The following is a 25508-nucleotide window of genomic DNA, read 5'->3' as shown; positions in this document are numbered from 1 at the left end:
CCCTATTACGCTCGACGGCGTACACCAGCACGTCCCCCCGCGCACCTCTTCGAGGAGAACCATGAGCGAGCGACTCCAGCCCGGCGACACCGCCCCTGCCTTCACCCTGCCCGACGCGGACGGCAACGAGGTCTCGCTCGCGGACCACAAGGGCCGGAAGGTCATCGTCTACTTCTACCCGGCGGCCCTGACGCCCGGCTGCACCAAGCAGGCCTGCGACTTCACGGACAACCTGGAGCTGCTGGCGGGCGCCGGGTACGACGTCATCGGAGTGTCCCCGGACAAGCCGGAGAAGCTGGCGAAGTTCCGCGAGAAGGAGTCCCTGAAGGTCACGCTGGTCGGCGACCCGTCCAAGGAGACGCTGGAGGCGTACGGCGCCTTCGGCGAGAAGAAGCTGTACGGCAAGACGGTGACCGGTGTCATCCGTTCGACGGTCGTCGTCGACGAGGAGGGCAAGGTCGAGCGGGCGCTGTACAACGTGAAGGCGACCGGGCATGTCGCCAAGATCATCAAGGACCTCGGCATCTGACGCCCGCCGCCCGGCCAGTAACATGGCCGGACGGCTCGCGGCCGTGGTGGAACTGGCAGTCACGCTGGGTTTAGGTCCCAGTGGGGTAACTCCCGTGAGGGTTCGAGTCCCTCCGGCCGCACACATCGACTCCGGGCGTCAGCCCAGGAGTTCACGCACCACCGGGACCAGCGCACGGAACGCCTTGCCCCGGTGGCTGATCGCGTTCTTCTCCGCCGGGGTGAGCTCGGCGCAGGTGCGGGTGTCCCCCTCCGGCTGCAGGACCGGGTCGTAGCCGAAGCCGCCCGTGCCCGTCGGGGCGTGGCGCAGGGTGCCCAGGAGCCGCCCCTCGACGACGCGCTCGGTGCCGTCCGGCAGTGCCAGAGCGGCGGCGCAGGCGAAATGCGCGCCGCGGTGGGACTCGTCGATGTCGCAGAGCTGGGCGAGGAGCAGGTTCAGATTGGCGGTGTCGTCGCCGTGCCGGCCGGCCCAGCGGGCGGAGAAGATACCGGGCGCGCCACCGAGGACGTCGACGCAGAGTCCGGAGTCGTCGGCGACGGCCGGGAGACCGGTCGCCTGCGCGAGGGCGTGCGCCTTGAGCAGGGCGTTCTCGGCGAAAGTGACGCCGGTTTCCTTGACGTCGGGGATGTCGGGGTAGGCGTCCGCGCCGACGAGGTCATGGGTGAGGCCCGCGTCGGCGAGGATGGCCTTGAGTTCGGTGAGCTTCCCGGCGTTGCGGGTGGCGAGGATCAGACGGGTCATGGCCCCGATTATCCGGGCGGGCGGCCTTCCCCGTCCGGGCGGGCGGGTGCCGGCTGTCCGGGCAGGCGGCCCACGGCTGTCCGCCCGGCCGGATCATGGTCATCAGGGGGTGCAGACCTTGCCGATTTCCGCGGCGGCGTCGGTGATCGGCTTGATGTCGGGGCTGGTGTCCCCGTTCTTGACGGCCGTACGGACGCTGTCGACGCCCTTGCCGAGGTTGTCGACGGCCTTGGACAGATCGGCGTTGTCGGTCTCGTCCTTGAGGTTGCCGAGCTCGGTGCTGATGTCGTCCAGCGCCTCGTTCAGCTGGGTGGCGTCGTTCGACGCGTTGGAGACGGCCTGCTCGAGTTTGTTGACGCTGGTGGCGATCGCGTCGGCGGTCTGAACACAGTCGAGCGCCTTGTCGAGCGCGCCGCAGCCGACGGCTCCGGTCAGCACGACGGCGGTGGCGACGGCAAGTGCGATTCGGCGCATGGAGCGGTTCCTCCCCGAGATGGACGGGCGCACGGTTCGGCCCGTGCGCCCGTATGTCCAAGGACGCCCGGCGGGGCGCGCTTGGTTGCTTCTTTACCCTTCGAGACTGCGCTCCAGCGCATCGCGCTGAAGGGCGGCGAGGTCGGCACAGCCGCCGGTCGCCAGGTCCAGGAGCGCGTTGAGCTCCTTGCGGTCGAAGGGCTCGGCCTCGGCGGTGCCCTGGACCTCGACGAAGCGGCCGTCGCCGGTGCAGACGACGTTCATGTCGGTCTCGGCGCGCACATCCTCCTCGTAGCAGAGGTCGAGCAGCGGCGCGCCGTCGACGATGCCGACGCTGACGGCGGCGACGGTTCCGGTGAGCGGCTTACGGCCGGCCTTGACGAGCTTCTTGCCCTGGGCCCAGGCAACGGCGTCGGCGAGGGCGACATACGCGCCGGTGATCGCGGCGGTCCGGGTGCCGCCGTCGGCCTGGAGGACGTCGCAGTCCAGGACGATGGTGTTCTCGCCGAGCGCCTTGTAGTCGATGACGGCGCGCAGCGAGCGGCCGATGAGGCGGCTGATCTCGTGCGTACGGCCGCCGATCTTGCCGCGTACGGATTCGCGGTCGCCACGGGTGTTGGTCGAGCGCGGCAGCATGGAGTACTCGGCGGTGACCCAGCCTTCGCCGCTGCCCTTGCGCCAGCGCGGGACGCCTTCGGTCACGGAGGCGGTGCAGAAGACCTTGGTGTCGCCGAAGGAGATGAGGACGGAGCCCTCGGCGTGCTTGCTCCATCCGCGTTCGATGGTGACCGGGCGGAGCTGTTCGGGGGTGCGGCCGTCGATTCGAGACATGGCGTCGAGCCTAGCGGCAGATGCGCGAGGGGCCCGCTCCGGTTTGGAGCAGGCCCTTCGCCGGGCCTGCTCCGGCGGAGAACGGGCCCCTCACCGCCGAGTTCAGCGGTTCACATCATGTCTTCGATGTCGGCGGCGATGGGGTCGGCGTCGGTGCCGATGACGACCTGGATCGCGGTGCCCATCTTGACGACGCCGTGGGCGCCGGCGGCCTTCAGCGCGGCTTCGTCGACCTTGCTCGGGTCGATGACTTCGGTACGGAGTCGGGTGATGCAGCCCTCGATCTCCTCGATGTTGTCGATACCGCCGAGCCCGGCGACGATCTTCTCAGCCTTGCTGGCCATGTCTTTCTCCTTGCGTATCCAGAGCGCCCCCCGCAGGGTGCTCAGCGCTGCCTCGGTCCACCATCGACCCGTTTGTCACGGTAACGCACGGTTGGCCCACCCTCACGGGCGAGTAACCGTCTCGTACCCAATGATGACGATCACCGGTGCCCTGTCCCGAGACCGGGCGCCGGAGCCGTACCGCGACTGGTCTACACCAGTCTGCGGCAGCTGCCAAGCCAGGCACCCTCCGGGAGGACGCGGATGAGCACCGACAGCGCTGCCGCACCGCATCAGAAGTGGTGGAGCGGCGCTTTCCAGGGACTGCAGAAGATGGGCCGCAGCCTGCAGCTGCCCATCGCCGTCCTCCCCGCGGCCGGGCATCCTCAACCGGCTCGGCCAGCCCGATGTCTTCGGCGCGGACGGCCTCGGCTGGGACAATCTGGCCAAGGTGATGAACGGCGCGGGCGGCGCGCTGCTGGACGGGCAGCTCGGCCTCCCGATGCTGTTCTGCGTCGGGGTCGCCATCGGCATGGCCAAGAAGGCGGACGGGTCCACCGCCCTCGCCGCCGTGGTGGGCTTCCTGGTCTATCTCAATGTGCTGCGCCAGTTCCCCGAGGACTGCGAGGTGGGGGCGACGGTGGTCGCCACCGGCTGCCTGGGGGCGGGCCAGACGGTCACGGCGTTCACGTACCAGAACCCGGGAGTCTTCGGCGGCATCGTGATCGGCCTGCTCACCGCCTGGTTCTGGCAGCGCTACCACCGCACCAAGCTCGTCGACTGGCTCGGGTTCTTCAACGGCCGCCGGCTCGTGCCGATCATCATGTCCTTCGTGGCCATCGCCTTCGCGGTGCTGTGCCTGTGGGCCTGGCCGCCGATCGGTGACGGGCTGGAGAACTTCAGCGACTGGCTGGTGGGCCTCGGCTCGTGGGGTTCGGGCAGCTTCGGCCTCGCGAACCGGGCGCTGCTGGTGATCGGCCTGCACCAGTTCCTGAACGTGCCCATCTGGTTCCAGTTCGGCAGCTACACCAAGCCGGACGGCACGGTCGTGCACGGCGACATCACCATGTTCCTGGCGGGCGACCCGAACGCGGGCCAGTTCACCACGGGCTTCTTCCCGATCATGATGTTCGCGCTCCCGGCCGCCGCACTGGCCATCACCCACTGCGCCAAGCCGCACCGCCGCAAGGAGGTCGGCGGCCTGATGCTCTCGGTCGCGCTGACGTCGTTCGTCACCGGCATCACCGAGCCGATCGAGTACTCATTCCTCTTCGTGGCTCCGCTGCTGTTCGCGGTGCACGCGCTGCTGACCGGTGTGTCGATGACCGTGAGCTGGGCGCTCGGCGTCCATGACGGCTTCAGCTTCTCGGCGGGACTGATCGACTACGTCATCAACTGGGGACTCGCGACGAAACCATGGCTGATCATTCCGATCGGACTCTGTTTCGCGGCGGTCTACTACGCGATCTTCAGATTCGCGATCACCAAGTTCAATATCCCGACGCCGGGGCGCGAGGCGGAGGAAGTCGAGGCCGAAGTGAAGGGGGACATCACCAAGTAGTCCCGCACATGCCGCGGCAGTCCCTCGCCCCCGGGCGTCGCGCCCTTCGCACACTTGGGCCGGCTCAAGCGCCGCGATTACCCCTCGCACACCATCCGTAATGCCCTGTAAGGCCCTCGGGAGCCGACCCGAGGGTCTTATGTCGCGTTTTTAGCGCTATGACCCAGGCCGCAGAAAACGAAGGTTCCTTATCTCGCCTTCACCGTGCTACAACAGGTCTACACCACTGAGTGGTGTAGACCACGCGGCGTCGGCCGCGTTCCTTTTCGAGACGCCGCCTTCTCCCGTGTTCCGTTCCCTGGCGGCGCCTTGTCCACTGGAGGAAGTTATGAGTACGGCTACCGCCGCTACGGCGCCGCCCGCCAAGAACTGGCGCTCAGTCCTGTTCCAAGGCCTGCAGAAGGTGGGCCGCAGTCTACAGCTGCCCATCGCCGTTCTGCCTGCGGCGGGAATCCTGCTGCGCTTCGGACAGGCGGACGTCTTCGGCAAGGACGGCCTCGGCTGGGACAAGGTCGCCTCGGTGTTCGCCACCGCAGGTGACGCCGTCTTCGCCAACCTGCCCCTGCTCTTCTGTATCGGCGTCGCCATCGGCTTCGCCAAGAAGTCGGACGGTTCCACCGCCCTCGCCGCGCTTGTCGGCTTCCTGGTCTACAAGAACGTTCTCACGGCCTTCCCGGTCACCGACGCCGTGGTCAACACCACCGCGAACAAGGGTGTGGACGTCGCGGCGACGTACAACAACCCGGGTGTCCTCGGCGGCATCGTCATGGGCCTGCTGGCCGCGGTCCTGTGGCAGCGCTACCACCGCACCAGGCTGGTGGACTGGCTCGGGTTCTTCAACGGCCGCCGGCTCGTGCCGATCATCATGGCGTTCGTCGGTGTGATCGCCGGTGTCTTCTTCGGTCTGGTCTGGGAGCCGATCGGTGAGGTCATCTCCCACTTCGGCGAGTGGATGACCGGACTGGGCGCCGGCGGTGCGGGCATCTTCGGTGCCATCAACCGTGCGCTGATCCCGATCGGCATGCACCAGTTCGTGAACACCGTCGCCTGGTTCCAGATCGGTGACTTCACCAACGCCGCCGGCGAGGTCGTCCACGGCGACCTGAACCGTTTCTTCGCCGGTGACCCGAACGCCGGTCTGTTCATGTCGGGCTTCTTCCCGATCATGATGTTCGGTCTCCCGGCAGCCGCCCTGGCGATGGCGCACACCGCGCGCCCGGAGCGCCGCAAGGCCGTGATGGGCATGATGGTCTCGCTCGCGCTGACCTCGTTCGTCACCGGCGTGACGGAGCCCATCGAGTTCTCCTTCATGTTCATCGCGCCGCTGCTGTACGTGATCCACGCCCTGCTGACCGCGATCTCGATGGCGGTCACCTGGGCGCTGGGAGTCCATGCGGGCTTCACCTTCTCCGCGGGTCTGATCGACCTCGGCCTCGGCTGGAGCAAGGCGACCCAGCCATGGATGATCATTCCGATCGGCCTGGTCTTCGCGGCGATCTACTATGTGCTCTTCCGCTTCGCGATCGTCCGGTTCAACCTCACCACCCCGGGCCGCGAGCCCGAGGAGGAGATCGAGGACCTCACGAAGGCGTAAGCCTCTGGTCCGCTGGTCCGGCTGGTCCGGCGACGAAGCCCCCGCCCGTTTTCACGGGCGGGGGCTTCGTCGTCGGTGCGCCGGCCGCAGGGCCGAGAGCCGACGGGGAGACAGGGGGTCAGACCTCGTAGACCGCGCCCGGGAGCGCCAGTTCCACGGGGCCGCCGTAGACCGCGCGGGCGTCCTCCAGGTTCTGCCGCCCGTCCGTCCACGGCGGGATGTGGGTGAGCACGAGCCGACCCACATTCGCCCGCCGGGCCTGGGCACCGGCCTCGCGGCCGTTGAGGTGGAGTTCCGGGATGTCCTCCTTGCCATGCGTGAAGGACGCCTCGCACAGGAAGAAATCGGCGCCGTCGGCAAGTTCGTGCAGCGGCTCGCAGACGCCGGTGTCGCCGGAGTACGTCAGCGTCCTGCCGGCGTGCTCCAGGCGGATGCCGTACGCCTCGACGGGGTGCGCCACCTTCTCCGTACGGACGGAGAACGGGCCTATGTCGAAGCTGCCGGCCTTCAGCGTGCGGAAGTCGAAAACCTCGCTCATGGCGTGGGCGGAAGGGACGTCCGCGTACGCGGTGGTCAGACGCTGCTCGGTGCCCTCCGGGCCGTAGACCGGGAGGGGGCCGCAGCGACCGCCCTCGTGGCGGTAGTAGCGGGCGACGAAGTACCCGCACATGTCGATGCAGTGGTCCGCGTGGAGGTGACTGAGAAAGACGGCATCGAGGTCGTAGAGACCGATGTGGCGCTGCAACTCGCCGAGGGCACCGTTGCCCATGTCGAGGAGCAGCCGGAAGCCGTCGGCCTCTACGAGGTAGCTCGAGCAGGCCGATTCCGCGGACGGGAACGACCCCGAGCAGCCGACGACGGTGAGCTTCATGGAGCTTGAACCTCCGTTGACGGGGAGGGCTGGGGAAGGGTCGTGCGGTTTGTTGAGCGTAAGGCGCGAAAGGGCTGGTCGCTCCCCGGTGGCGGGCCGTTGTGGGAGAACTCACCTGGTCTGTCACCGGTTCGGACGGAGCGCGCGCGTGCGGCGGCGCGCCGGTACCGTCTGGGGTATGGACACGTCATGGTGGCTCGCGGTGCTCGCCGTGGTGGTGATCGCGCTGGTGGCCGCGGTGATGGACGGGCGCGGGAGGAGCGACGGGCGCCGCCGCCCCGGAGGGCGGGTCCGGCCGCCCGGCCGGCCGGCCGGACCCCGGCGCGCGCCGGAACACCGCCCGCAGCCGGGTGAGATCTGGTGGGCGGAGGTCCCGTACGAGGACCGGCCGGGCTCGAAGGACAGGCCGTGCCTGGTGCTCTCGGTGCGGGGCGACGCGGCACAGGTCGCCAAGATCACGAGCAGGTACCACGACGAACGCCCGGGGGTGATCCCGCTGCCGCCGGGCACGGTGGGGGATGCGCAGGGGCGGCCGAGCTTTCTGGAGACGGACGAGCTGCGGGATGTGGGGGTGTGGGGGTTCCGGCGGAGGGTGGGGGTGGTGGATCCGACGGTATGGGACCAGGTCCGCCATTTGGCCGTGTGACGAGTGCGGCGGGGCGGGGCGAGCCACCCCGATGGGACGGTGAGGGTCGCCCGCTGTGCTTGGGTGCGGCGGCTTCGCGGCGCGGAAGAACACGCCGCCCGTGCGGCGAGTGGCCCCGCAACGGGGACGAGCGGGCCGGGACGGTCGACGGGCCGTCACCGGGCCCGGGGCCCGGTGACGGCCCGTGGAAACCCGCTACGCCCAGAGCTGGCCCTGGAGCGTTTCGATCGCCGCCTCTGTCGTCGGAGCCGTGTAGACGCCCGTCGAGAGGTACTTCCAGCCGCCGTCCGCGACCACGAACACGATGTCCGCCGGCTCCCCGGCCGCCACCGCCTTCCTGCCCACGCCGATCGCCGCGTGCAGCGCCGCGCCCGTGGAGACGCCCGCGAAGATGCCCTCCTGCTGGAGCAGTTCGCGGGTGCGGGTGACCGCGTCCGCGGAGCCCACCGAGAAGCGGGTGGTGAGGACCGACGCGTCGTACAGCTCGGGGACGAAGCCCTCGTCCAGGTTGCGCAGACCGTAGACGAGGTCGTCGTACCGCGGCTCGGCCGCGACGATCTTGATGTCCGGCTTGTGCTCCCGCAGGAAGCGGCCGACGCCCATCAGCGTGCCCGTCGTGCCCAGGCCCGCCACGAAGTGGGTGACCGACGGCAGGTCCGCGAGGATCTCCGGGCCCGTCGTGGCGTAGTGAGCGCCCGCGTTGTCCGGGTTTCCGTACTGGTACAGCATCACCCACGAGGGGTTCTCGGCCGACAGCTCCTTGGCCACCCGTACCGCTGTGTTGGAACCGCCCGCGGCGGGGGACGGGACGATCTCGGCTCCCCACATACCGAGCAGGTCCCGGCGCTCCTGGGAGGTGTTCTCGGGCATCACGCACACGATGCGGTAGCCCTTGAGTTTCGCCGCCATCGCCAGCGAGATCCCGGTGTTCCCGGACGTCGGCTCCAGGATCGTGCAGCCCGGCGTCAGGCGGCCGTCCTTCTCCGCCTGCTCGATCATGTGGAGGGCCGGGCGGTCCTTGATCGAGCCGGTCGGGTTGCGGTCCTCGAGCTTGGCCCAGATGCGGACCTCCTCCGAGGGGGACAGCCGCGGCAGGCGGACCAGCGGAGTGTTGCCGACCGCCGCCAGCGGGGAGTCGTAACGCATCAGCGCATGCCACCCGCGACTGCCGGGAGGATCGTGACGCTGTCGCCGTCGGCGAGCTTGGTGGAGATGCCGTCCAGGAAACGGACGTCCTCGTCGTTGAGGTAGACGTTGACGAAGCGGCGCAGCTGGCCGGCGTCGACGATGCGCTCCTGGATGCCGTTGTGGCGGGACTCGAGGTCTGCGAAGAGGTCGGCGAGGGTGTCACCGCTGCCCTGGACGGCCTTCTCGCCGTCGGTGTAGGTGCGGAGGATGGTCGGGATGCGGACCTCGATGGCCATGACATGGGCTCCTGTCGGGAGTGGCGGGGTGGCGTAAGGGGCGCGCGGCTCTGCCCCCCCGCGCAGGGGGTGGTGCGGTCGTCGATGCGCTCAGAGAGCAGCGGGGGCCGTACAGATCGCGCTGGCGAGGCGGCACAGGTCGACGTGCAGCCGCGCCACGAGCAGCAGGCTGCTCGGCGTCTTGTCGCTCACGTCATGGGGAACCATGCGGTCATCGTATCGATTCCCCTTCCGGGTTCCGGAATGTGATCTCGCATAGTGGACGTACCACGCTCAGCATGCGGTACGGCGTCGGCCGGGAAGCCGCCTACGACGCGACGACCTCGACCTCCTCCTCGGTGACCTCGCCGTCCACGATGCGGAAGGAACGGAACTGGAAGGGACCGGCGTCGTCGGTGTCGGCGGTGGAGACCAGGACGTAGTGGGCACCCGGCTCGTTGGCGTAGCTGATGTCCGTACGGGACGGGTACGCCTCGGTCGCGGTGTGCGAGTGGTAGATGATCACCGGCTCTTCGTCGCGGTCGTCCAGCTCCCGGTAGAGCTTCAGCAGGTCCGCCGAGTCGAACTCGTAGAACGTGGGCGAGCGTGCCGCGTTCAGCATCGGGATGAAGCGCTCGGGCCGGCCGGTGCCCTCGGGGCCCGCGACCATGCCGCAGGCCTCGTCGGGATGGTCGGCGCGGGCGTGCGCGACGATCTGGTCGTACAGGGCCTGGGTGAGGGTCAGCATGGGGACGAGAATAGGCGGAGCGTTCCCGGATCCGAGATCCGGGGACCAGCCGGTGAGACCGCCCATGAGGCGCCGAGAGGGGGCGAGAGCCGGCCGACGACAACGCGGCGAGGTGCGGCACCGGGGGCCCGCGAGCCCGGTGCGGCTCAAGGGAGAGACGATGACGGTGGTGCCGGTCGCCGCGTCGCCGGCGGGGCGTCCGCTCGACCCGACCGGGCCCCGCGTCACCTGTCCGGGCCCCGCGTCGCCGCGGCCTTCGCCGGACGGGAACGGACGGTGCCGGACCTCCCGGCCACTCTGGTCCCCGCCGATGTCCGGGCCACCGACGCGGGCGTGACGTTGCACGCCCGCACAGACGACGTCCGCGTGGCCTGATCCTTCCGCGCACGCCCCGGACACGGTCCGCCACGCAGGGCCGGACACCGCACACCACGCAGAACCGGGCGGGCCCTTGGGCCCGCCCGGTTTCACGAGGACGCTCGTCAGTGCGAAGCGGCCGAAGCCGTCTCGACCCGGTCCTTCTTGTTCTTGTCGCTCCGCTTCATCAGCACGAGGTAGCCGACTCCGAGGATCAGCGCCCACAGCGGCGCACCCGGCCACAGCGCGACGCGCGCGTCCTTGTCGACGCCCATCATCACGATGACCATGCCGATGAAAAGCAGCGCGAACCAGCTGGTCCACGGCGCGCCCGGCGCCTTGAAGGTGGACTGGGGCAGCTCGCCGCGGTCCGCCTTGGCGCGGTAGCGGATCTGGCAGACCAGGATCATGATCCAGGCCCACATGCCGGAGATGGTGGCGAAGGAGACGACGTAGTCGAAGGCCTTGCCCGGTGCCTTGTAGTTGATCCAGACGCCGACGAGCATCAGCGCGGCGGAGACGGTGGTACCGACCAGCGGGGTGCCGCTCCTGGTCAGCCTGGTGAAGAGCTTCGGCCCCTGGCCGTTGCGCGCGAGGTCGCGCAGCATGCGGCCGGTGGAGTACATGCCGGAGTTGCAGGACGAGAGAGCCGCGGTGAGGACGACGAAGTTCACGATCGCGGCGCCGACGCCGAGGCCCATCTTCTCGAAGGCCGCGACGAACGGGCTGACGCCCGGCTGGAACTCGCTCCACGGGACGACCGAAAGGATCATGATCAGCGCGCCGATGTAGAAGACGGCGATACGCCACGGCACGGTGTTGATGGCCTTGGGGAGGGTCGTCTCCGGGTCCTTGGACTCGCCGGCGGTGACGCCGACCAGCTCGACCGCGAGGAAGGCGAACATCACGATCTGGAGGGTCATCAGCGTGCCGCCGATGCCCTTGGGGAAGAAGCCCTGGTCGTTCCAGAGGTTGGCCACGGTCGCGGTGTCGGCGGCGTCGGAGAAGCCGATGGTGAGAATGCCGGCACAGATGAGGATCATGCCGACGATCGCGGTGACCTTGACCATCGAGAACCAGAATTCCAGCTCACCGAAGAGCTTCACGGAGATCAGGTTCGCGCCGTACAGGATGACCGTGAAGATCAGCGCGTACGCCCATTGCGGGAAGCTGTCATGGGTCCAGAAGGACATGTACTGGGCGGCCGCGGTGACCTCGGTGATGCCGGTGACGACCCAGAAGAGCCAGTACGTCCAGCCGGTGACGAATCCCCAGAAGGGGCCGAGGAACTCGCGGGCGTAGTCCGAGAACGAGCCCGAGACCGGCCGGTACATGAGCAGTTCGCCGAGCGCCCGCATGATGAAGAAGATGACCAGACCCGCGATGGCGTAGGCCAGGATGAGGCTGGGTCCGGCCTTGGAAATGGCCTTGCCCGCGCCGAGGAACAGGCCGGTGCCGATGGCGCCGCCGATCGCGATCATCTGGATCTGACGAGCACCCAGTCCCCGCTGGTAGCCCTCGTCCTCGCCTGCCGCGGACCCCGCCGCCGCCTCATTGCCGTCGTGCTTGTCGACCTGCAGTGAGGTCATGGTGTTGCGCCCTTTCTCCATGCCGATCCGCGCGCGCGGCAGATGCCGAGCGACTGCGGACCAGGTCCTGATCTCCCCGGATGTGAATGGAGTGCTACCGCCGGTCTGCCGGCCCAAGCGCCCCCGGGGACATGGGTCGCGTCCCGCGGGTGGTCGTGAAGATTTATCACGGTTGCAGCAGCGATCGACCACCGGCAATGTGGCCCAGGCCACAGGAAAAAGCGGACAAAAGTCGGCCACCGCAGCAAAAGTTTCCGATGCGGTGACATGATCGTTATCCGGATTTGAGTGTCCGTTGAGCGAACGGCCGCCGAGCTTCCCATGACGTCCTCAGGACGTCCTCATGGCCTCCACATGACGTCCCGGGGCACCCCCGGGCGCACCCCCCGGAGCGCGCTCGGGCGACCCCGGGAGCATGCTCAGGGCAGCAGCGTTTCGACGAGCGTCTCCTGGAGCGCGCCCAGCCAGAGGTAGGCCATCACCATGGGCTTGCGCGGGTCGGAGTCCGGCAGTCGGTACAGCTCGCCGCTCTCGTCCTCGTCGCCGACCTCCAGCCGGGTGCCGATGGTCAGCCGCAGGTCGTTCAGCGCTCCGAGCCAGTGCAGACAGTCGTCGGCCGTCAGCTTCAGTACGGCGCCGCCCTCGCCGGTGGCGGTCAGCGAGTCAAGGGTGCGCACAATGGCCAGGGCGTCGTCGCGCTTGCGGGAGCGCAGGTCCTTCTCGGTGAAGCGCCTGAACTCGGCGGAGGCGGCGCGCAGTTCCTCGTCCGCCTCGTCGTCGTCGGGTCCCCCGTACGCCTCGGGGAAGAGGCGGGCCAGCGCCGGGTCGGCGGGGGGCTCGCTCGGCCCCTCCGCGAAGAGCGCGGCCAGCGGATCCTCGCCCTCGACCGGTTCGTCGCCGGGCCCGATCAGCTCCAGGAGCTGGACGGCCAGCGAGCGCAGGATGGAGATCTCGACCTCGTCGAGTGCGACGGCGGCGCCGCCGCCGGGGATCGCCTCGAAGTGCCCGGCCATCAGGTGCGGTCCTGGGAGAGGGTCGCCCACAGGCCGTAACCGTGCATGGCCTGCACGTCGCGCTCCATCTCCTCGCGGCTGCCGCTGGAGACGACGGCGCGTCCCTTGTGATGAACGTCGAGCATCAGCTTGTGCGCCTTGTCCTTGGAGTAGCCGAAATAGGCCTGGAAGACATAGGTGACATAGCTCATCAGATTGACGGGGTCGTTGTGGACGAGCGTCACCCACGGCACGTCGGGCTCGGGAACGGCAAAGGTCTCCTCCGCCGATTCGGGACGTTCGATCTCTGTGGGAGCAACACTCACCTGGTCCATGCTGCCACCCGCAAGGGCTCATCGCACAAACGACCCGCACATCTCGTCACTCTGACGAGATGTGCGCTAGCATCGTTGCCATGAACGCTGCGGACCTTGGACTGCCGGTGGATGTCCCGTCGACAGCCCTCTTCACCGACCAGTACGAGCTCACGATGCTCCAGGCGGCGCTGCGCGCCGGCACCGCCGACCGGCGCTCCGTCTTCGAGGTCTTCACGCGCCGCCTGCCCGAAGGGCGGAGGTACGGCGTCGTGGCGGGTACCGGCCGGGTCCTGGACGCCGTCGAGAACTTCCGGTTCGACGCGGACGTGCTGGGCTTTCTGCGTGAGCGCGACATCGTCGACGAACCCACGCTGCGATGGCTGGCCTCGTACCGCTTCCGCGGCGACATCTGGGGCTACCCGGAGGGCGAGGTGTACTTCCCGGGCTCGCCGATCCTGCGGGTCGAGGGCTCTTTCGCCGAGTGCGTGCTGCTGGAGACCGTGCTCCTTTCGATCCTCAACCACGACTCCGCGATCGCCGCGGCGGCCTCACGGATTGCGATCGCGGCCGGCGGGCGCAGGCTGATCGAGATGGGTGCGCGGCGCACGCACGAGCTGGCCGCGGTCGCCTCCGCCCGCGCGGCGTACGTCGGCGGCTTCAACTCCACCTCCGATCTGGCGGCGGGCTTCCGTTACGCCATTCCGACGGTCGGCACCAGCGCCCACGCGTTCACGCTGCTGCACGACAGCGAGCGCGAGGCCTTCCAGGCACAGGTCGACTCGCTCGGCCGGGGCACGACGCTGCTGGTCGACACGTACGACGTCGCCGAGGCCGTCCGTACCGCGGTGGCGATCGCGGGCGCCGAGCTGGGCGCCGTCCGCATCGACTCCGGTGACCTGCTGCTGGTCGCGCACCGGGTGCGGCAGCAGCTGGACGAGCTGGGGGCGCGGAACACCAAGATCGTCGTCACCTCGGATCTGGACGAGTACGCCATCGCCTCGCTGGCGGCGGCCCCCGTGGACGCGTACGGAGTGGGGACACAGCTGGTCATCGGAAGCGGGCACCCCACCTGCTCGATGGTCTACAAGCTGGTGGCCCGCGCGCGTTCGGCCGACCCCAGGGCTCCGCTGATGGCGGTGGCGAAGAAGTCCATGGGCGCGAAGTCCTCGGTCGGAGGCCGCAAGTGGGCCGCTCGCCGGCTCGACGCGGACGGGGTGGCCGAGGCGGAGGTGATCGGCGTCGGCGAGGTGCCGCCCGAGCTCAAGGACCGGCAACTGCTCGTCGAGCTGGTCAAGGGCGGCGAGACAGTCGCACGCGAACCGCTGGACGCGGCACGCGAGCGGCACATCGAGGCGCGGGCGGGGCTGCCCATGTCGGCGACGCAGCTGTCCAAGGGGGAGCCGGTACTGCCCACGGAGTACGTATGAACCCCGCGTGAGCCCTCTCCCGCGGGGCGGCCCGAGTCGTGAGCCCTCTCCCGCGGGGCGGCCCGAGTCGTGAGCCCTCTCCCGCGGGGCGGCCCGAGTCTCTAGGCTCAGTACCTTCCGGGCCTTCCCGGCCTTCCCGCACCTTCGATCGCGTCCGAGCACCTGCGGTCCCCGCCCATTCGCTTTTTCACCCCATCGAAGGACACCCGCCATGCACCGCGCCTTGATCGTCTTGGACGTTCAGAACGACTTCTGCGAGGGCGGCAGCCTCGCGGTGGCGGGGGGTGCCGATGTCGCCGCCGCGATCACCGATCTGATCGGACAGAGCCAGCCGGGCTACCGCCATGTCGTCGCCACCCGCGACCACCACATCGAGCCGGGCGGGCACTTCTCCGACCGCCCGGACTACGTGGACAGCTGGCCGCCGCACTGTGTGGCGGGCACGGAGGGCGCGGGGTTCCACCCGAACTTCGCTCCGGTGGTCGCGTCCGGCGCGATCGACGCGGTCTTCGACAAGGGCGCCTACACGGCGGCCTACAGCGGCTTCGATGGCACGGACGAGAACGGCACGACGCTGGCGCAGTGGCTGCGGGCGCACGAGGTCACCGAGGTCGACCTGGTCGGCATCGCCACGGACCACTGCGTCCGCGCCACGGCGCTGGACGCGGCCCGGGAGGGCTTCGCCACGCATGTGCTGCTGGACCTGACGGCCGGGGTCGCGAAGGAGACGACGGAGCGGGCGCTGGAACAGATGCGGGGCGCGGGCGTCGAGCTGTCCGGCAAGCCGGTGGTGTGAACGGCGGGGGCCGGCAGGCAGGGCCCCTCAGGCGAGGGAGGAGCGGGGTCCGCCACGGAGCTCCGGCGGGGTTCTCAGGAGCGCGCGTATCGGATGCCAGAGCTCCTCGCGGTTCTCCGGGGTCGCGCGCCACAGCAGGCCGTCCGGATGGTGCAGCACCGCCGTGATCTCGTCGGGCGTCGGCGGCTCCGCGTTCCCCCGCAGATACACCGCCCGAAACCCCAGGTTCCGCAGTCGCGTCAGCGCCCTCGCCCGGTTGGCCGCATGGACGAGAAAGCGCACGGTGGTGCCGTCGCCGACCGGACTGGGCAGGCTGAGCGCGACCACCACGCTGCCGTTCGGCAACTTGCAGAAACCTCCGCCGGGCATGCGGAACCACTCCCCCGTGAGATGGCGTGTCAATAAGGACCTGGTAGACGCACCTAAACACGATCGGCCGCCGCCCGCTAGAGGGCGACGGCCGATCATGCTATGACCTGCGGTGATACGAATTACTTGGTCGACGGACCAACCTTGACCGTGATCGTCTGGCCGCTGCGCGGCTCACTGACGACCGTGATCTTGGTGTTGGTGTCAGTTACCTTGACACCCGCCGTCGGGTTCTCGGCAAACCAGTAGACACCCTTGCGGTCGTCGAAGACCGGGTTGCCCTTCTGCGCCTTGATCCGGAACGCGACATCCGCCTTGTGGAGCGTGAAGGCGTCGGTCGGCCGGAGGCCGAAGGCCGAGTCGAACGACTGGATCTTGTTCCGCATCAGCGTGCCGTCGGCCCACTTCATGGCCTTCGGGTGCGCGTCCACGGGAAGGACCAGACCCTGGCCCGGGTGGGCGCTGGTGTTGTTGTCCTTCTGCGAGGTGTCCCACAGCCAGATGACGAGGCCGTTCTGGTACGGGTAGTGCTCGACCCAGGCGTCCTTCGGAGCCTTGAAGCCGAAGTTGTACGGGCCGACCTGGAGGGTCTTGTCGTACGAGACGTACTGCCGGTTCTCCGCCAGGTAGTACTGCTCGTACTCCTTGGTGAAGGACTGGCCGATGCGGGAGAAGCCCTTGGATGTCCACCCCGCGTCGTCACCCTCGGCGTTGTCCGAGAACAGCGCCTTGCCGTCCGCGTTGACCGTGATCGTGTCCGCGGCGAAGCCCTTGCCTCCCGCACCGCCGTCCGTCTGGTAGCGGAAGCGGACGTCGACGTTCTTGCCCGCGTAGGCGTCGAGCGAGTAGACGAGCTTCTTGTACGCGCCCGAGACACCGGTCAGCGCCGGCTTGTCGCCCGCGTCGCGGGTGATCGCCTTGCCGTCGGCCGTTCCGTCCACCGGCGTCCAGCCTGCGCCGCCGTCCGTCGACACCTCGGTGTAGAGGTAGTCGTAGTTGGCCTCGATGTCCCACCAGCCCGAAAGCTCCAGGGACGCCTTGGACTTGCCGGTCAGGTCGACCGAGCGGGTCAGGGTGTTCTTGAGGTTGTCACCCATGTCGCTCCACCACTGCTTGGAGCCCTCGGCGGGCTTCACGACAGTCGTGGTGACGGCCTTCTTCGGCAGCTCGACGACAAGCGCCTGCGGCTTCTTGGTGTTGTACGCCAACACACCGAGGGTGTGCGTCGACTTCTTCGCCGCCTTGCCCTTGGTGTAGTTGAGCCAGCCCAGCTGCAGCTTGTCCCAGGCGCTCATGTCGCCCGGCAGGTCGCCGATGGAGTCCTTGCCGGTGCCGAGCCAGGAACCGGCCGACATCAGGGTCCAGAAGCCGGTCGAGTTCTCGCCCTTGCCCGAGGTGTCGTAGTGGTCGGGCAGACCGAGGTCGTGGCCGTACTCGTGGGCGAAGACACCGAGGCCGCCGTTCTCGGGCTGCATGGTGTAGTCGCCGACCCAGATGCCGGTGGTGCCGATCTGGGTGCCGCCGGCCTTGTTGTTCGCCGGGCCGGTCTTGCCGGCGTCCTGGCCGTAGGCGTACCAGCGGTGCGCCCACAGGGCGTTGGTGCCCTCGGCGCCTCCGCCCGCCGACTCGTCCTCGCCCGCGTGGACGATCTGGAAGTGGTCGATGTAGCCGTCGGGCTCGTTGAAGTTGCCGTCGTTGTCGAAGTCGTAACGGTCCCACAGGTCGTACTTCGCGAGGTCCGTCTTGATCTGCGCTTCGGTACGGCCCTTCGCCTTCTGGTCCGCGGCCCAGGCGGTGACGCCGTCCTTGACCGTGTCCCAGACGTTGGCGCAGTTGGTGTCGCCGCAGTAGTTCGAGCCGTAACGGGCCTCGTTGTAGTCGACCTTGACCCAGTCGGAGACCTCGCCGTCGACCGAGTAACGGCCGGAGGAGGTCTTCTCGTAGTAGGTCTTCAGGGACTCCTTCTGGCGGCCCCGCTTGTCCTTGCCCTTGCCGAAGTAGATGTCCTGGAAGTGCTGCCGGTTGTAGTCCGCCTGCCAGGCCGTGGAGTTGTCGACCTTGCGGTCCGGCTTGGCGATCTTGTTGTGCTGCGGGCCCGGGGTTCCGCCGTACTTCTTGACCGGCACCTCGGGGCCGTCCGGCCCGTCCGGGTCGAACATCGTGGTGTCGTCGACCTTGTCGCCGAACTCCACGAGGATCGTGAAGATCTTGTCCGTCTTCTCCCGGGCGAGCTCCACGTACTTCTTGTCGCCGAGCTTCACGACCTTGGACCCGCCGCGCTGCTGCACGGTCGCGTCGCCGGATATGACCTGTTCCAGCGCGGCTTCGCGCTGCTCGTCCTGCTGCTTGCTGAACGGGCCGTCGAGGTCGTGCTCGACCTGCCCCTTGGGCGCCGGGTCATGGCGCTCGATTGCGGCTGGGCCCGATGTCCCCTGGTTGTCGGCCTGGGCGCTGCTGAACGCCGAGGCCGACGCGGTGGTCGCGGCCAGGGCCACGAGCACCGCGGACGCTCTGATCGTCCCTCGATTGATGGTCACTTGATGTTGTCCTCCCCCGCGTCCCGTCGCTGCGGCGGACCTGATGTGGGGTCGTCCGCGCGCGGTGACGCGTCACAAGTGACGACATTCGACCGGAGTTGCCGGAGAAAAGACAGACCTTGACTTGCACACACCAAGTGCACTATGCGATCACGTACCGTTATCCGAACGTCCGACATGTGAGACAACAGGCGCATCGGATTGAACAGTTGCCCGATCGATGACTCAGTGCGCCCCCCGTGCACCGGCACCGTGGGTTAGGTCACGCTTACCGCCGGTTCCTCCCGGGCATCCACCGTCGTAGAGTCACTTGACAGTGCGACCGCGTTGAGAGACACCCCCCTGCCCTGTCCCGAGGACGGAAACTGTCATGCCGCGTCCGACTGCCGCACAGCTCGCCTACGGTTCCGCCACCGTCGTCTTCTCGACCCTCGCCCTGCTGCTGCTCACCCGCGCGAGCCATGCCATGGGGGTCGCCGCCATCGGCGTCGCCTCGATGGGGCTCGGTCTGCTGGTCGCGGTCGCCCTGCCCTTCGGCAGGTCAGGAGCGAGGACGGCGAAGACGGCGCACACGGCTCGTACGAACCATGGCGCCGCCACCAGCCCTTCCGCATCGGCCGCCGCCGCCGACGGTCTCACCACCCGGGTCCCCGCGGCCCGCGCTCGCGCGGGAGCGGAGGCCAGGGTCGGCGAGCACTCACTGCGGCGCTGACACCACGACCGTCTTGCCCGCCTTGTCGTGCAGACCCTGTTTATACGGCTTGTCGCTCAGAATCGTCAGAATGATGATGATCCACCAGAGGCAGAAGCAGCAGACGAGCGCGGGCACCCAGAGCACCAGCGCGCGCAGCAGCGACGACGACGTGTCCGGCACGCTGCCGTCGTTGAGCATCGCCACGCGGATCTTCATCAGACGCATGCCGACGGTCTGACCGTTCCTCGTGACCATCACCGCGTCGTAGGCGACATATGCCACGACGGAGATGAGCGACCAGAGCCACTGCCGGCCGCTGTTCACCTGATCGGTGAACTCGTCCCAGCTGTCGTTGTTCGAGTTGTAGTCCCAGCCGCCGAAGATCAGCGAGATCACCGCCAGCGGCACGAAGACGATGAGCGCGTCGATGACGCGGGCGACGAAACGTTTGCCGAAGTCCGCGAGCGGCGGCATCCCGGCGAGCGGGTCTGCCCCACCGTACGCACCGCCGTAGCCGGAGCCGGGCGGAGGGGGCTGACCGCCGCCTCCGTCGTACGGACCCGATCCGCCGGAGCCGTAGCCCGGTCCGGAGCCGGGACCGGGACCGTACGGAGAACCTGAGGGCGGTCCCTGTGGGGGCGGGGGCTCCTGAGGACCGCCGGACGGCGGAGGCTGGGAGTCCGGCGGCCTCTTGCGGAAGGGGTCGTCCTCGGGCGGCTGGCCGGGCGGCGGCTGGTCGTTGCTCATGGGGGCAGTGCACCGCGCCCCGGGTGCCCCCGCAACGGCTCGCGCGCCGTTCGGGGGAAAGTCCGGTACTCCCCGAAAACTGTCAACCGGTCACGAACGTGTGGGCCGTCTTGTCGTGCCAGCACTGCCGCCAGGGACGGTCGAACAGGCACCAGAGCACATTGAGCACCCCGACGGCGAGCACGCCGAGCACTCCGTAGACCAGCCAGCGGCGCAGCGCCGCCCCGAAGGACGGCGGCTCATGGGACTCGATGTCCCAGACCCTGATGCCGCAGAGCTTCTTGCCGAGGGTGCTGCCCCACTTCGCGGTCGGGAGCGCCTCGTACAGCACGCCGACCACCAGCAGGGCGCCCAGGACGATGCCGAGCTGCCCGGCGGTCGTCCCGTCGACCAGCCAGACGGTGACCGTCTGGCCCGACTGCTTCGCCGCCTCGATCTTCTCGTCGATGTGCGTACGCGCCTGGGCGACGACCGGCACAGCGGCGGCGCCGACGATCGCGCCGAGCAGCAGGGTGTCGATCAGCCGCGCGGCGAACCGCCTGCCGAGCGAGGCGGGACGGGCCGCTGCCTGGACCAGGACGGCTTGCAGGAACGGATCTCTGACCGGTGGCTTCCACGGCACGACCGGGGGGTCGGCCTGGCCGCGACCGGTGTTCGGCTGCGCGAGCCGGTGGACCTGCTGCGCCCAGGAGGCCGAGCCTCCGCCGGGGCCGTTGGTGACAGGGGGCTGGCCCTGCACGGGCACCTGCGGCGGGGACTGCTGGGTCCCCGGCTGCGGCGTCTGCGGCTGGGTGGGCGGCTGAGGCCGCCGCTGGGAGGGTGTCTGCGGCTGAGGCCCGCCGGGCGCAGCCGCGCCCGGGGTCATGGACCGGACCGTCAGCCCTTCGGGCTGCACGCTCTGCGGGCCCTGCCCGCTCTGTGCGCTCTGTCCGCTCTGGGCGGCCTGCGCACCCTGTGCGCCCTGACGCAGCGCGCGGATGGAGACCGTGCCCTCGGCGGGCGGCTGCTGCCGGTGGTGCGCCGACGGCTCACCCGCGGTCGGTTCCGCGGCAGGATTCGCCGCGCCGGGCGCTTGCCTGCCGGGTCTGAGCGGACGGATGAAGACGGTGCCGTCGGCCGGCGGCTGCTCTCCCGACGCGGAGGGGCCGAGCAAACGTACGCCGGGCAGCGCGCCGCCCGTCGGGTCACCGTGCGGCTGAGGCGCTGCGGAGCTGCGCGGATCGGCGGGCGCACCTGGCCCGTCCGTGGCGCGCGGGTCCTGGGGATGGTGCGGACCGCCCCACGAGACGCGATGGTCGCGCTCTCCGCCGAAGCCGGTCTGGCGTGCCGTGTCGGCCTGCCAGGCCGTCGCCGGTTCGGGGCGGGACGGCTCGTCGGACGGTTCCTCGTCGAAGAAGACCGGACCGGTCTCCTCCAGCCGAGTCGCCGCCGGAGCCTGGGGCTGGGCCTGCGGACCCGCGAGTCCGGCGTCGGCCGGGCCGGGGCCCGTGGGCATCGCCTCGCCCGTATCCGGCGAGGGCCGGCTCGTACCGGGAACCCAGGCAGCTCCGTTCCAGTACCGGACGTATCCAGGAATGGATGGGTCCGGGTAGTAGCCGGGCGTGGGGCTGCCGTCGCCGGTGGCCGGGGTTGGGGCGCTCATCACCGTGGTCCCGTATCTCCTCGAGAGCCTCAATTCAAGGGTCCACATCTATCAGACGCTCGCGCACGCCCGTGCCGGTCCGGCCGTAACGACCACTTTCCGGTCACGTCCGCAGTACAGAGAGCCGGTCCCGGAAAATTTCTTCCCCGAAGTCGCGTCATAGCCGCGCGGCTTCGTGCTCTCTCCTGGCAGGCCCGTTCACGAGACCCGCACACGAGGCCCGCACAGGAAGGAAGAGCACTCTCATGCACACCGTGGTGGAACGCGAAGTGGAACTCAATCTCGTGCTGTCGCCGGAGCGCAGCATCCCCGTCCCGGCTCGGCTGACCTATCGCACGGACGACCCGTATGCCGTACGCATCACCTTTCACATCGGCTCCGACAACCCCGTCACCTGGACCTTCGCCCGGGAACTGCTCGTCGAGGGGGTGTTCAGGGCCTGCGGCCAGGGCGATGTGCGGGTCTGGCCGGAGAAGGCCGAGGGACGCAGCGTCGTACTGATGGGGCTCAGCTCCCCCGAGGGGAAAGCGCTGCTCGAGGTGTCCGCCACGGTGGTCTCCGCCTGGCTGGAGCGGACCCTGAGGGTGGTCCCCCCCGGCTCTGAGCCCGAGCAGCTCGGTATCGACGACGGCCTCGCCGAGCTGCTCGCGCCCACCCCGGCCGACGACCTGCGGCCGCGTGAGCAGCGGCCCGCGGACGAGTCCCAGGACGGCGATGCCTAATCGGTGACGTAGGTGTGAGTGATGAACTCAAGGGAGTGACCGTCCGGGTCGTCTATGTAGACCCCGCGGCCCCCGAAGTGGTGGTTGATCTTCTGGGGCCGGTCGTGCACGGGATCGGCCCAGTAGGGGAGTTCGCGCTCGGCTATCCGGGCGAAGATCTCGTCGAACTCCTCCTCCGAGACCAGAAAGGCGAGGTGCTGGGGAACGATCGTGCCCGGCGCGTCGAGGTAGTCGAGGGTGACACCGCCCGCCAGCGGCAGGCTTGCGAACGGTCCGAAGGGCCTGGGCTCGGGCTCGCCGATGAGCTCGGCGAGAAAACGGGCGCCGGCGAAGCGGTCGCGGCTGTGGACGATGGTGTGGTCAAGGCGTGCTGGCACGGCTCCTCCTTCATCGGTCTCTTCACGCTATGCGGACGGCCGTGTCCGATCCATCGGGCTTTGGCCGTACGTCCAAAGCCTCAGAAGATCTTGCCCGGATTGAGGATGCCGAGCGGGTCGAAGGTCTGCTTGATGCCGCGCTGCATCTCCACGCCCACCGGGCCCAGTTCGCGCGCCAGCCACTCCTTCTTCAGTACGCCGACGCCGTGTTCGCCGGTGATCGTGCCGCCCAGCTCCAGGCCGAGCGCCATGATCTCGTCGAAGGACTCGCGGGCGCGCCGGGACTCGTCGGGGTCGGCGTGGTCGAAGCAGACGACGGGATGGGTGTTGCCGTCGCCCGCGTGCGCGCAGACGCCGATCGTGAGGCCGTACTTGTCCGCGACGGCGGCCGTGCCGTCGATCATCGCGCCGAGTTTCGAGCGCGGGACACAGACGTCGTCGATCATCGTGGCCGACTTGACGGTCTCCAGGGCCGTGAGCGACATCCGCCTCGCCTGGAGGAGCAGTTCGGACTCGGCGACGGTGTCGGCCGGGACGACCTGGGTGGCGCCGGCCGCCTCGCACAGGGCGCCGACCGCCGCCAGGTCGGCGGCGGGGTCCGGGGTGTCGAAGGCGGCGAGGAGCAGGGCTTCGGTGGAGTCCGGCAGGCCCATGTTCGCCATGGCGTTGACGGCCCGGACGGTCGTACGGTCCATCAGTTCGAGCAGTGAGGGCGTGTGACCACGCTCCATGATCGCGCAGACCGCTTCGCACGCGGCACCGGCGGAGTCGAACTCGGCGGCGAGCACCAACTGCGCGGGCGGCTGGGGGCGCAGCGCGAGCACGGCTTTGACAACGATGCCGAGACTGCCTTCGGATCCGACGAAAAGCCTGGTCAGGTCGTATCCGGCGACGCCCTTGGCGGTACGGCGGCCCGTCGTGAGCAGCCGTCCGTCGGCGAGGACGACGTCCAGACCGAGTACGTACTCCGCGGTCACTCCGTACTTCACACAGCACAGGCCGCCCGACGCCGTGCCGATGTTGCCGCCGATGGTGCACATCTCCCAGCTGGACGGGTCGGGCGGGTAGTACAGGCCGTGTTCGTTCACGGCCCGGGACAGCACGGCGTTGACGACGCCCGGTTCGACGACGGCGATCCGGTCGACCGGACTGATCTCCAGGATCCGGTCCATTTTCGTCAGGGAGAGCACGATGCAGCCGTCGGAGGCATTGGCGGCCCCGGACAGGCCGGTGCGTGCGCCCTGCGGGACGACGGGGACGCGCAGCGCGCTCGCGGTGCGCATGACGTGCTGGACCTGCTCGACGGTGCGGGGCAGGACGACGACGGCGGGGGTGCCCGCCGCGCAGAAGCTCGCCATGTCGTTCGCGTAGGAGGCCGTGACGTCCGGGTCGGTGATGACGGCCTCGGCGGGCAGACCGGTACGCAGCCGGTCGAGAAGATCGTCCATGGTCCCAGCCTCGCACCGGGGGCCATCGGTGTGAACCCGTGTGCCTTCCGCATCGCAGGGCCGGATGCGTTCTTCGTATTGACTGCGCGCTGACGCACAGTGAGCCCCATGAAGAGCGAACACGTGAAGAACGCCGCGATCAGCACGCTGGTCGGCGCGACGCTGGTCATCGGGGTGATCACGCTCGCGCCCGGGTGGGGCGAGGAGGGTGGGCGGAGGGAGCCGGGTGCGGCCGAACGGGCGCTGGCCGCGGCGGGCGCTGGCGCGCCGGCCGCCCTCGTCGATCTGACCGCGCTCATCGCCGACCGGGAGCAGTGGGTGAAGGCGCACCCCCGGGACGGGCAGTCGTGGGCGGTGCTGGGCTCGGCCTATGTGGAGCGGGGGACCCGGCTGGCGGATCCGGCCTACTACCCGAAGGCGGAGGGCGCGCTGCGGCACTCGCTGGACGTGCTGCCCGGCGAGAAGGGCAATGTGAACGCGCTGCTGGGGCTCGCGGCGCTGGCCAACGCCCGGCACGACTTCGTCAGGGCCCGCGATCTGGGTGAGAGCGCGGCGAAGCAGCAGCCGAAGCATTGGACGGCGTATCCGGTGCTGATCGACGCCTACAGCGGGCTCGGCGACTACAAGTCGGCGGGCACGGCCATGGACCGGCTCACCTCGTTGCATCCGGGCGCACAGACGCTGGGCCGGGCGGCCGAGGTCTACCGGGACCGCGGCTGGCGCGAGGACGCGGCGGCGCTGGCGTACGACGCGGTGGGCAGTGCCGGGACGCCCGAGGAGAAGGCCACCGCGCGGCACCGGCTGGGCGACCTGGCGTGGGAGCGGGGTGAGCCCGCCGAAGCGCTCGTGGAGTACGACAAGGCGCTGAAGCTGGCGCCGGACCATCATCCGTCGCTGGCGTCACGGGCGCGGACGCTGGCCGCGCTGGGGCGCACGAACGAGGCGTTCCGCGACTACGAGTCGGCTCTGGGTCTCGCCGATCTGCCCGAGTACGCCTTGGAGGCCGGCGAGTTGTACCAGTCGCTGGGGCTGGACGGGGATGCCGCCACCCAGTACGCGCAGCTGCGGGAAAGGGCGGCGCGGGCGGGGAGGGACGGGGTGGACGAGGCGTTCGTGCTCGGCCTGTTCGAGGCGGACCACGGCGACCCGGAGGCGGCGGTGCGCCGGTTGCAGGACGAGTGGGACCGCGGCCACCGCAATGTGCACACGGCGGACGCGCTGGGCTGGGCGATGTTCCGGGCGGGACGGCCTAACGAGGCATTGCCGTTCGCCAAGAGGGCGACGGAGCAGGGGCTGCGGAGCCCGCTGTTCACCTTTCACCGCGGTGAGATCGAGCGCGTTCTGAAGCTCGCGGGTCCGGCGCGGCGGCATCTCGCGGAGGCGCTCCAGATCAACCCGTACTTCTCGCCGCTGCTGGCTCGCGTCGCCCGGGACACCCTGACCGCGCTCGGGGATCTGCCGCCGGGCGGGCCGAAGAAGGTGACGGGCCTGGAGCGGGACGGTTCGCAGAAGGCGGCGGAGGGTGAGTCGTCGGCGTCCCCGTCCGCGGAGAGGCCGTCGCCGTCCTCGTCCGCGCAGAAGCCGTCGCCGCCTTCTTCCTCCTCGCCGTTCTCGACGTTCTCGCCGTTCTCGCCGTCGGAGTCCGCCTCGCCCTCCTCGCCCTCCTCGTCGGCCCCGTCGGCCTCGTCGGGCCTCGCGAGGGAGGGGCGGTTCTCCGGGACGCCGAACCTCCCGTCGCCGTCGTCGGGCACCGGACGGACCTGAGCGCGCGGA

At 69.4% G+C, this 25508-nt stretch carries 26 protein-coding genes, 1 tRNA gene and 1 pseudogene; 10 read left to right on the top strand and 18 right to left on the bottom strand.

Going from position 1 to position 25508, the window contains the following annotated elements; translation table 11 throughout:
• Positions 1-61: 61 nt before the first annotated feature.
• Complete coding sequence (gene bcp / locus OG293_RS22555; protein WP_360872740.1) at positions 62-529, top strand: thioredoxin-dependent thiol peroxidase; 468 nt, start codon at positions 62-64, stop codon at positions 527-529.
• A 37-nt stretch (positions 530-566) separates the two neighbouring features.
• A tRNA-Leu gene (locus OG293_RS22550) sits at positions 567-650 on the top strand.
• Positions 651-667: 17 nt separating this feature from the next.
• Here OG293_RS22550 and rdgB read toward each other — a convergent pair.
• From rdgB to OG293_RS22530, 4 genes are all read right to left on the bottom strand, one after another.
• Positions 668-1270, bottom strand: a complete 603-nt coding sequence (gene rdgB, locus OG293_RS22545) for an RdgB/HAM1 family non-canonical purine NTP pyrophosphatase (RefSeq protein ID WP_406000589.1) — start codon at positions 1268-1270, stop codon at positions 668-670.
• Positions 1271-1372: 102 nt separating this feature from the next.
• Positions 1373-1744: a hypothetical protein gene (locus tag OG293_RS22540; RefSeq protein WP_406000588.1), complete on the bottom strand. Its 372-nt coding sequence runs from the start codon at positions 1742-1744 to the stop codon at positions 1373-1375.
• 93 nt (positions 1745-1837) lie between these two features.
• Positions 1838-2575 carry a ribonuclease PH gene (gene rph, locus OG293_RS22535; RefSeq protein ID WP_406000587.1) on the bottom strand — a complete coding sequence of 246 codons (738 nt, stop codon included), beginning with the start codon at positions 2573-2575 and terminating at the stop codon, positions 1838-1840.
• 110 nt (positions 2576-2685) lie between these two features.
• The gene (locus OG293_RS22530) at positions 2686-2919 is read right to left on the bottom strand and encodes a glucose PTS transporter subunit EIIB (RefSeq protein ID WP_037692518.1); all 234 of its coding nucleotides are present in this window, start codon (positions 2917-2919) and stop codon (positions 2686-2688) included.
• A gap of 243 nt (positions 2920-3162) precedes the next feature.
• Here OG293_RS22530 and OG293_RS22525 point away from each other — a divergent pair.
• A pseudogene (locus tag OG293_RS22525) lies at positions 3163-4459 on the top strand (PTS transporter subunit EIIC).
• 328 nt (positions 4460-4787) lie between these two features.
• Positions 4788-6053, top strand: a complete 1266-nt coding sequence (locus tag OG293_RS22520; protein ID WP_406000586.1) for a PTS transporter subunit EIIC — start codon at positions 4788-4790, stop codon at positions 6051-6053.
• 118 nt (positions 6054-6171) lie between these two features.
• Here the strand turns inward: OG293_RS22520 and OG293_RS22515 are convergent, their stop codons facing one another.
• The gene (locus tag OG293_RS22515; RefSeq protein ID WP_406000585.1) at positions 6172-6924 is read right to left on the bottom strand and encodes an MBL fold metallo-hydrolase; all 753 of its coding nucleotides are present in this window, start codon (positions 6922-6924) and stop codon (positions 6172-6174) included.
• A 178-nt stretch (positions 6925-7102) separates the two neighbouring features.
• Between OG293_RS22515 and OG293_RS22510 the strand changes: the two genes are divergently transcribed.
• The gene (locus OG293_RS22510) at positions 7103-7570 is read left to right on the top strand and encodes a type II toxin-antitoxin system PemK/MazF family toxin (protein WP_406000584.1); all 468 of its coding nucleotides are present in this window, start codon (positions 7103-7105) and stop codon (positions 7568-7570) included.
• Positions 7571-7765: 195 nt separating this feature from the next.
• On the opposite strand, the gene OG293_RS22505 is transcribed toward OG293_RS22510, so the two are convergent.
• From OG293_RS22505 to clpS, 7 genes are all read right to left on the bottom strand, one after another.
• Positions 7766-8716, bottom strand: coding sequence for a PLP-dependent cysteine synthase family protein (locus tag OG293_RS22505; RefSeq protein WP_406000583.1), 951 nt, complete (start codon positions 8714-8716; stop codon positions 7766-7768).
• The gene (locus OG293_RS22500) at positions 8716-8994 is read right to left on the bottom strand and encodes a MoaD/ThiS family protein (protein WP_406000582.1); all 279 of its coding nucleotides are present in this window, start codon (positions 8992-8994) and stop codon (positions 8716-8718) included. The genes OG293_RS22505 and OG293_RS22500 overlap by 1 nt, the downstream gene beginning before the upstream one ends.
• A 90-nt stretch (positions 8995-9084) precedes the next feature.
• Positions 9085-9201, bottom strand: a complete 117-nt coding sequence (locus OG293_RS22495; RefSeq protein WP_406000581.1) for a putative leader peptide — start codon at positions 9199-9201, stop codon at positions 9085-9087.
• A 100-nt stretch (positions 9202-9301) separates the two neighbouring features.
• Positions 9302-9721: a Mov34/MPN/PAD-1 family protein gene (locus OG293_RS22490; RefSeq protein ID WP_406000580.1), complete on the bottom strand. Its 420-nt coding sequence runs from the start codon at positions 9719-9721 to the stop codon at positions 9302-9304.
• A 482-nt stretch (positions 9722-10203) separates the two neighbouring features.
• Positions 10204-11667, bottom strand: coding sequence for an amino acid permease (locus OG293_RS22485; RefSeq protein WP_406000579.1), 1464 nt, complete (start codon positions 11665-11667; stop codon positions 10204-10206).
• A gap of 419 nt (positions 11668-12086) precedes the next feature.
• On the bottom strand, positions 12087-12680 hold the full coding sequence (locus OG293_RS22480; RefSeq protein WP_406000578.1) for a DUF2017 domain-containing protein: 594 nt from the start codon (positions 12678-12680) through the stop codon (positions 12087-12089).
• The gene (gene clpS, locus OG293_RS22475; protein ID WP_406000577.1) at positions 12680-12994 is read right to left on the bottom strand and encodes an ATP-dependent Clp protease adapter ClpS; all 315 of its coding nucleotides are present in this window, start codon (positions 12992-12994) and stop codon (positions 12680-12682) included. The genes OG293_RS22480 and clpS overlap by 1 nt, the downstream gene beginning before the upstream one ends.
• Before the next feature lie 80 nt (positions 12995-13074).
• On the opposite strand from clpS, the gene OG293_RS22470 reads away from it, so the two are divergent.
• Together OG293_RS22470 and OG293_RS22465 are read left to right on the top strand one after the other, a co-directional pair.
• The gene (locus OG293_RS22470; RefSeq protein ID WP_406000576.1) at positions 13075-14403 is read left to right on the top strand and encodes a nicotinate phosphoribosyltransferase; all 1329 of its coding nucleotides are present in this window, start codon (positions 13075-13077) and stop codon (positions 14401-14403) included.
• A gap of 211 nt (positions 14404-14614) precedes the next feature.
• The gene (locus tag OG293_RS22465; RefSeq protein WP_406000575.1) at positions 14615-15199 is read left to right on the top strand and encodes an isochorismatase family protein; all 585 of its coding nucleotides are present in this window, start codon (positions 14615-14617) and stop codon (positions 15197-15199) included.
• A gap of 27 nt (positions 15200-15226) precedes the next feature.
• On the opposite strand, the gene OG293_RS22460 is transcribed toward OG293_RS22465, so the two are convergent.
• Positions 15227-15568 (bottom strand): hypothetical protein, encoded by a 342-nt coding sequence (locus tag OG293_RS22460; protein ID WP_406000574.1) that lies wholly within the window; start codon positions 15566-15568, stop codon positions 15227-15229.
• 122 nt (positions 15569-15690) lie between these two features.
• A complete protein-coding gene (locus tag OG293_RS22455) occupies positions 15691-18105 on the bottom strand; it encodes an immune inhibitor A domain-containing protein (RefSeq protein ID WP_406000573.1) in 2415 nt (804 codons plus the stop codon).
• 370 nt (positions 18106-18475) lie between these two features.
• On the opposite strand from OG293_RS22455, the gene OG293_RS22450 reads away from it, so the two are divergent.
• Positions 18476-18817: a hypothetical protein gene (locus OG293_RS22450; RefSeq protein WP_406000572.1), complete on the top strand. Its 342-nt coding sequence runs from the start codon at positions 18476-18478 to the stop codon at positions 18815-18817.
• On the opposite strand, the gene OG293_RS22445 is transcribed toward OG293_RS22450, so the two are convergent.
• A complete protein-coding gene (locus OG293_RS22445; RefSeq protein WP_406000571.1) occupies positions 18803-19546 on the bottom strand; it encodes an RDD family protein in 744 nt (247 codons plus the stop codon). The two genes, OG293_RS22450 and OG293_RS22445, sit on opposite strands and share 15 nt — an antisense overlap.
• Before the next feature lie 82 nt (positions 19547-19628).
• Complete coding sequence (locus tag OG293_RS22440; RefSeq protein WP_406000570.1) at positions 19629-21188, bottom strand: RDD family protein; 1560 nt, start codon at positions 21186-21188, stop codon at positions 19629-19631.
• A 245-nt stretch (positions 21189-21433) separates the two neighbouring features.
• Between OG293_RS22440 and OG293_RS22435 the strand changes: the two genes are divergently transcribed.
• Positions 21434-21910, top strand: a complete 477-nt coding sequence (locus OG293_RS22435; protein ID WP_406000569.1) for an SsgA family sporulation/cell division regulator — start codon at positions 21434-21436, stop codon at positions 21908-21910.
• Here OG293_RS22435 and OG293_RS22430 read toward each other — a convergent pair.
• Positions 21907-22287 (bottom strand): VOC family protein, encoded by a 381-nt coding sequence (locus OG293_RS22430; RefSeq protein WP_406000568.1) that lies wholly within the window; start codon positions 22285-22287, stop codon positions 21907-21909. The genes OG293_RS22435 and OG293_RS22430 overlap by 4 nt on opposite strands.
• An 80-nt stretch (positions 22288-22367) precedes the next feature.
• Positions 22368-23735, bottom strand: a complete 1368-nt coding sequence (locus OG293_RS22425; RefSeq protein WP_406000567.1) for an FAD-binding oxidoreductase — start codon at positions 23733-23735, stop codon at positions 22368-22370.
• A 108-nt stretch (positions 23736-23843) separates the two neighbouring features.
• Between OG293_RS22425 and OG293_RS22420 the strand changes: the two genes are divergently transcribed.
• Positions 23844-25499, top strand: a complete 1656-nt coding sequence (locus tag OG293_RS22420; protein WP_406000566.1) for a tetratricopeptide repeat protein — start codon at positions 23844-23846, stop codon at positions 25497-25499.
• The last annotated feature ends 9 nt before the right edge of the window (positions 25500-25508 follow it).

Origin of the sequence: Streptomyces sp. NBC_00829 (assembly GCF_045161795.1) — a bacterium.
In the GTDB taxonomy this organism is placed as follows: domain Bacteria; phylum Actinomycetota; class Actinomycetes; order Streptomycetales; family Streptomycetaceae; genus Streptomyces.
This window is presented reverse-complemented; position numbering and strand designations above follow the sequence as displayed.

What these genes read in the sequence shown, in the direction of transcription:
- clpS (WP_406000577.1), bottom strand. Translation starts at nt 12,994, where the DNA reads ATGGACCAGGTGAGTGTTGCTCCCACAGAGATCGAACGTCCCGAATCG.
- OG293_RS22520 (WP_406000586.1), top strand. Translation starts at nt 4,788, where the DNA reads ATGAGTACGGCTACCGCCGCTACGGCGCCGCCCGCCAAGAACTGGCGC.
- OG293_RS22450 (WP_406000572.1), top strand. Translation starts at nt 18,476, where the DNA reads ATGCCGCGTCCGACTGCCGCACAGCTCGCCTACGGTTCCGCCACCGTC.
- OG293_RS22470 (WP_406000576.1), top strand. Translation starts at nt 13,075, where the DNA reads ATGAACGCTGCGGACCTTGGACTGCCGGTGGATGTCCCGTCGACAGCC.
- OG293_RS22510 (WP_406000584.1), top strand. Translation starts at nt 7,103, where the DNA reads ATGGACACGTCATGGTGGCTCGCGGTGCTCGCCGTGGTGGTGATCGCG.
- OG293_RS22505 (WP_406000583.1), bottom strand. Translation starts at nt 8,716, where the DNA reads ATGCGTTACGACTCCCCGCTGGCGGCGGTCGGCAACACTCCGCTGGTC.
- OG293_RS22540 (WP_406000588.1), bottom strand. Translation starts at nt 1,744, where the DNA reads ATGCGCCGAATCGCACTTGCCGTCGCCACCGCCGTCGTGCTGACCGGA.
- OG293_RS22465 (WP_406000575.1), top strand. Translation starts at nt 14,615, where the DNA reads ATGCACCGCGCCTTGATCGTCTTGGACGTTCAGAACGACTTCTGCGAG.
- OG293_RS22425 (WP_406000567.1), bottom strand. Translation starts at nt 23,735, where the DNA reads ATGGACGATCTTCTCGACCGGCTGCGTACCGGTCTGCCCGCCGAGGCC.
- OG293_RS22420 (WP_406000566.1), top strand. Translation starts at nt 23,844, where the DNA reads ATGAAGAGCGAACACGTGAAGAACGCCGCGATCAGCACGCTGGTCGGC.
- OG293_RS22440 (WP_406000570.1), bottom strand. Translation starts at nt 21,188, where the DNA reads ATGAGCGCCCCAACCCCGGCCACCGGCGACGGCAGCCCCACGCCCGGC.
- OG293_RS22480 (WP_406000578.1), bottom strand. Translation starts at nt 12,680, where the DNA reads ATGGCCGGGCACTTCGAGGCGATCCCCGGCGGCGGCGCCGCCGTCGCA.
- rdgB (WP_406000589.1), bottom strand. Translation starts at nt 1,270, where the DNA reads ATGACCCGTCTGATCCTCGCCACCCGCAACGCCGGGAAGCTCACCGAA.
- OG293_RS22460 (WP_406000574.1), bottom strand. Translation starts at nt 15,568, where the DNA reads ATGCCCGGCGGAGGTTTCTGCAAGTTGCCGAACGGCAGCGTGGTGGTC.
- OG293_RS22435 (WP_406000569.1), top strand. Translation starts at nt 21,434, where the DNA reads ATGCACACCGTGGTGGAACGCGAAGTGGAACTCAATCTCGTGCTGTCG.
- OG293_RS22500 (WP_406000582.1), bottom strand. Translation starts at nt 8,994, where the DNA reads ATGGCCATCGAGGTCCGCATCCCGACCATCCTCCGCACCTACACCGAC.
- OG293_RS22445 (WP_406000571.1), bottom strand. Translation starts at nt 19,546, where the DNA reads ATGAGCAACGACCAGCCGCCGCCCGGCCAGCCGCCCGAGGACGACCCC.
- OG293_RS22530 (WP_037692518.1), bottom strand. Translation starts at nt 2,919, where the DNA reads ATGGCCAGCAAGGCTGAGAAGATCGTCGCCGGGCTCGGCGGTATCGAC.
- OG293_RS22485 (WP_406000579.1), bottom strand. Translation starts at nt 11,667, where the DNA reads ATGACCTCACTGCAGGTCGACAAGCACGACGGCAATGAGGCGGCGGCG.
- bcp (WP_360872740.1), top strand. Translation starts at nt 62, where the DNA reads ATGAGCGAGCGACTCCAGCCCGGCGACACCGCCCCTGCCTTCACCCTG.
- OG293_RS22490 (WP_406000580.1), bottom strand. Translation starts at nt 9,721, where the DNA reads ATGCTGACCCTCACCCAGGCCCTGTACGACCAGATCGTCGCGCACGCC.
- OG293_RS22495 (WP_406000581.1), bottom strand. Translation starts at nt 9,201, where the DNA reads ATGGTTCCCCATGACGTGAGCGACAAGACGCCGAGCAGCCTGCTGCTC.
- rph (WP_406000587.1), bottom strand. Translation starts at nt 2,575, where the DNA reads ATGTCTCGAATCGACGGCCGCACCCCCGAACAGCTCCGCCCGGTCACC.
- OG293_RS22515 (WP_406000585.1), bottom strand. Translation starts at nt 6,924, where the DNA reads ATGAAGCTCACCGTCGTCGGCTGCTCGGGGTCGTTCCCGTCCGCGGAA.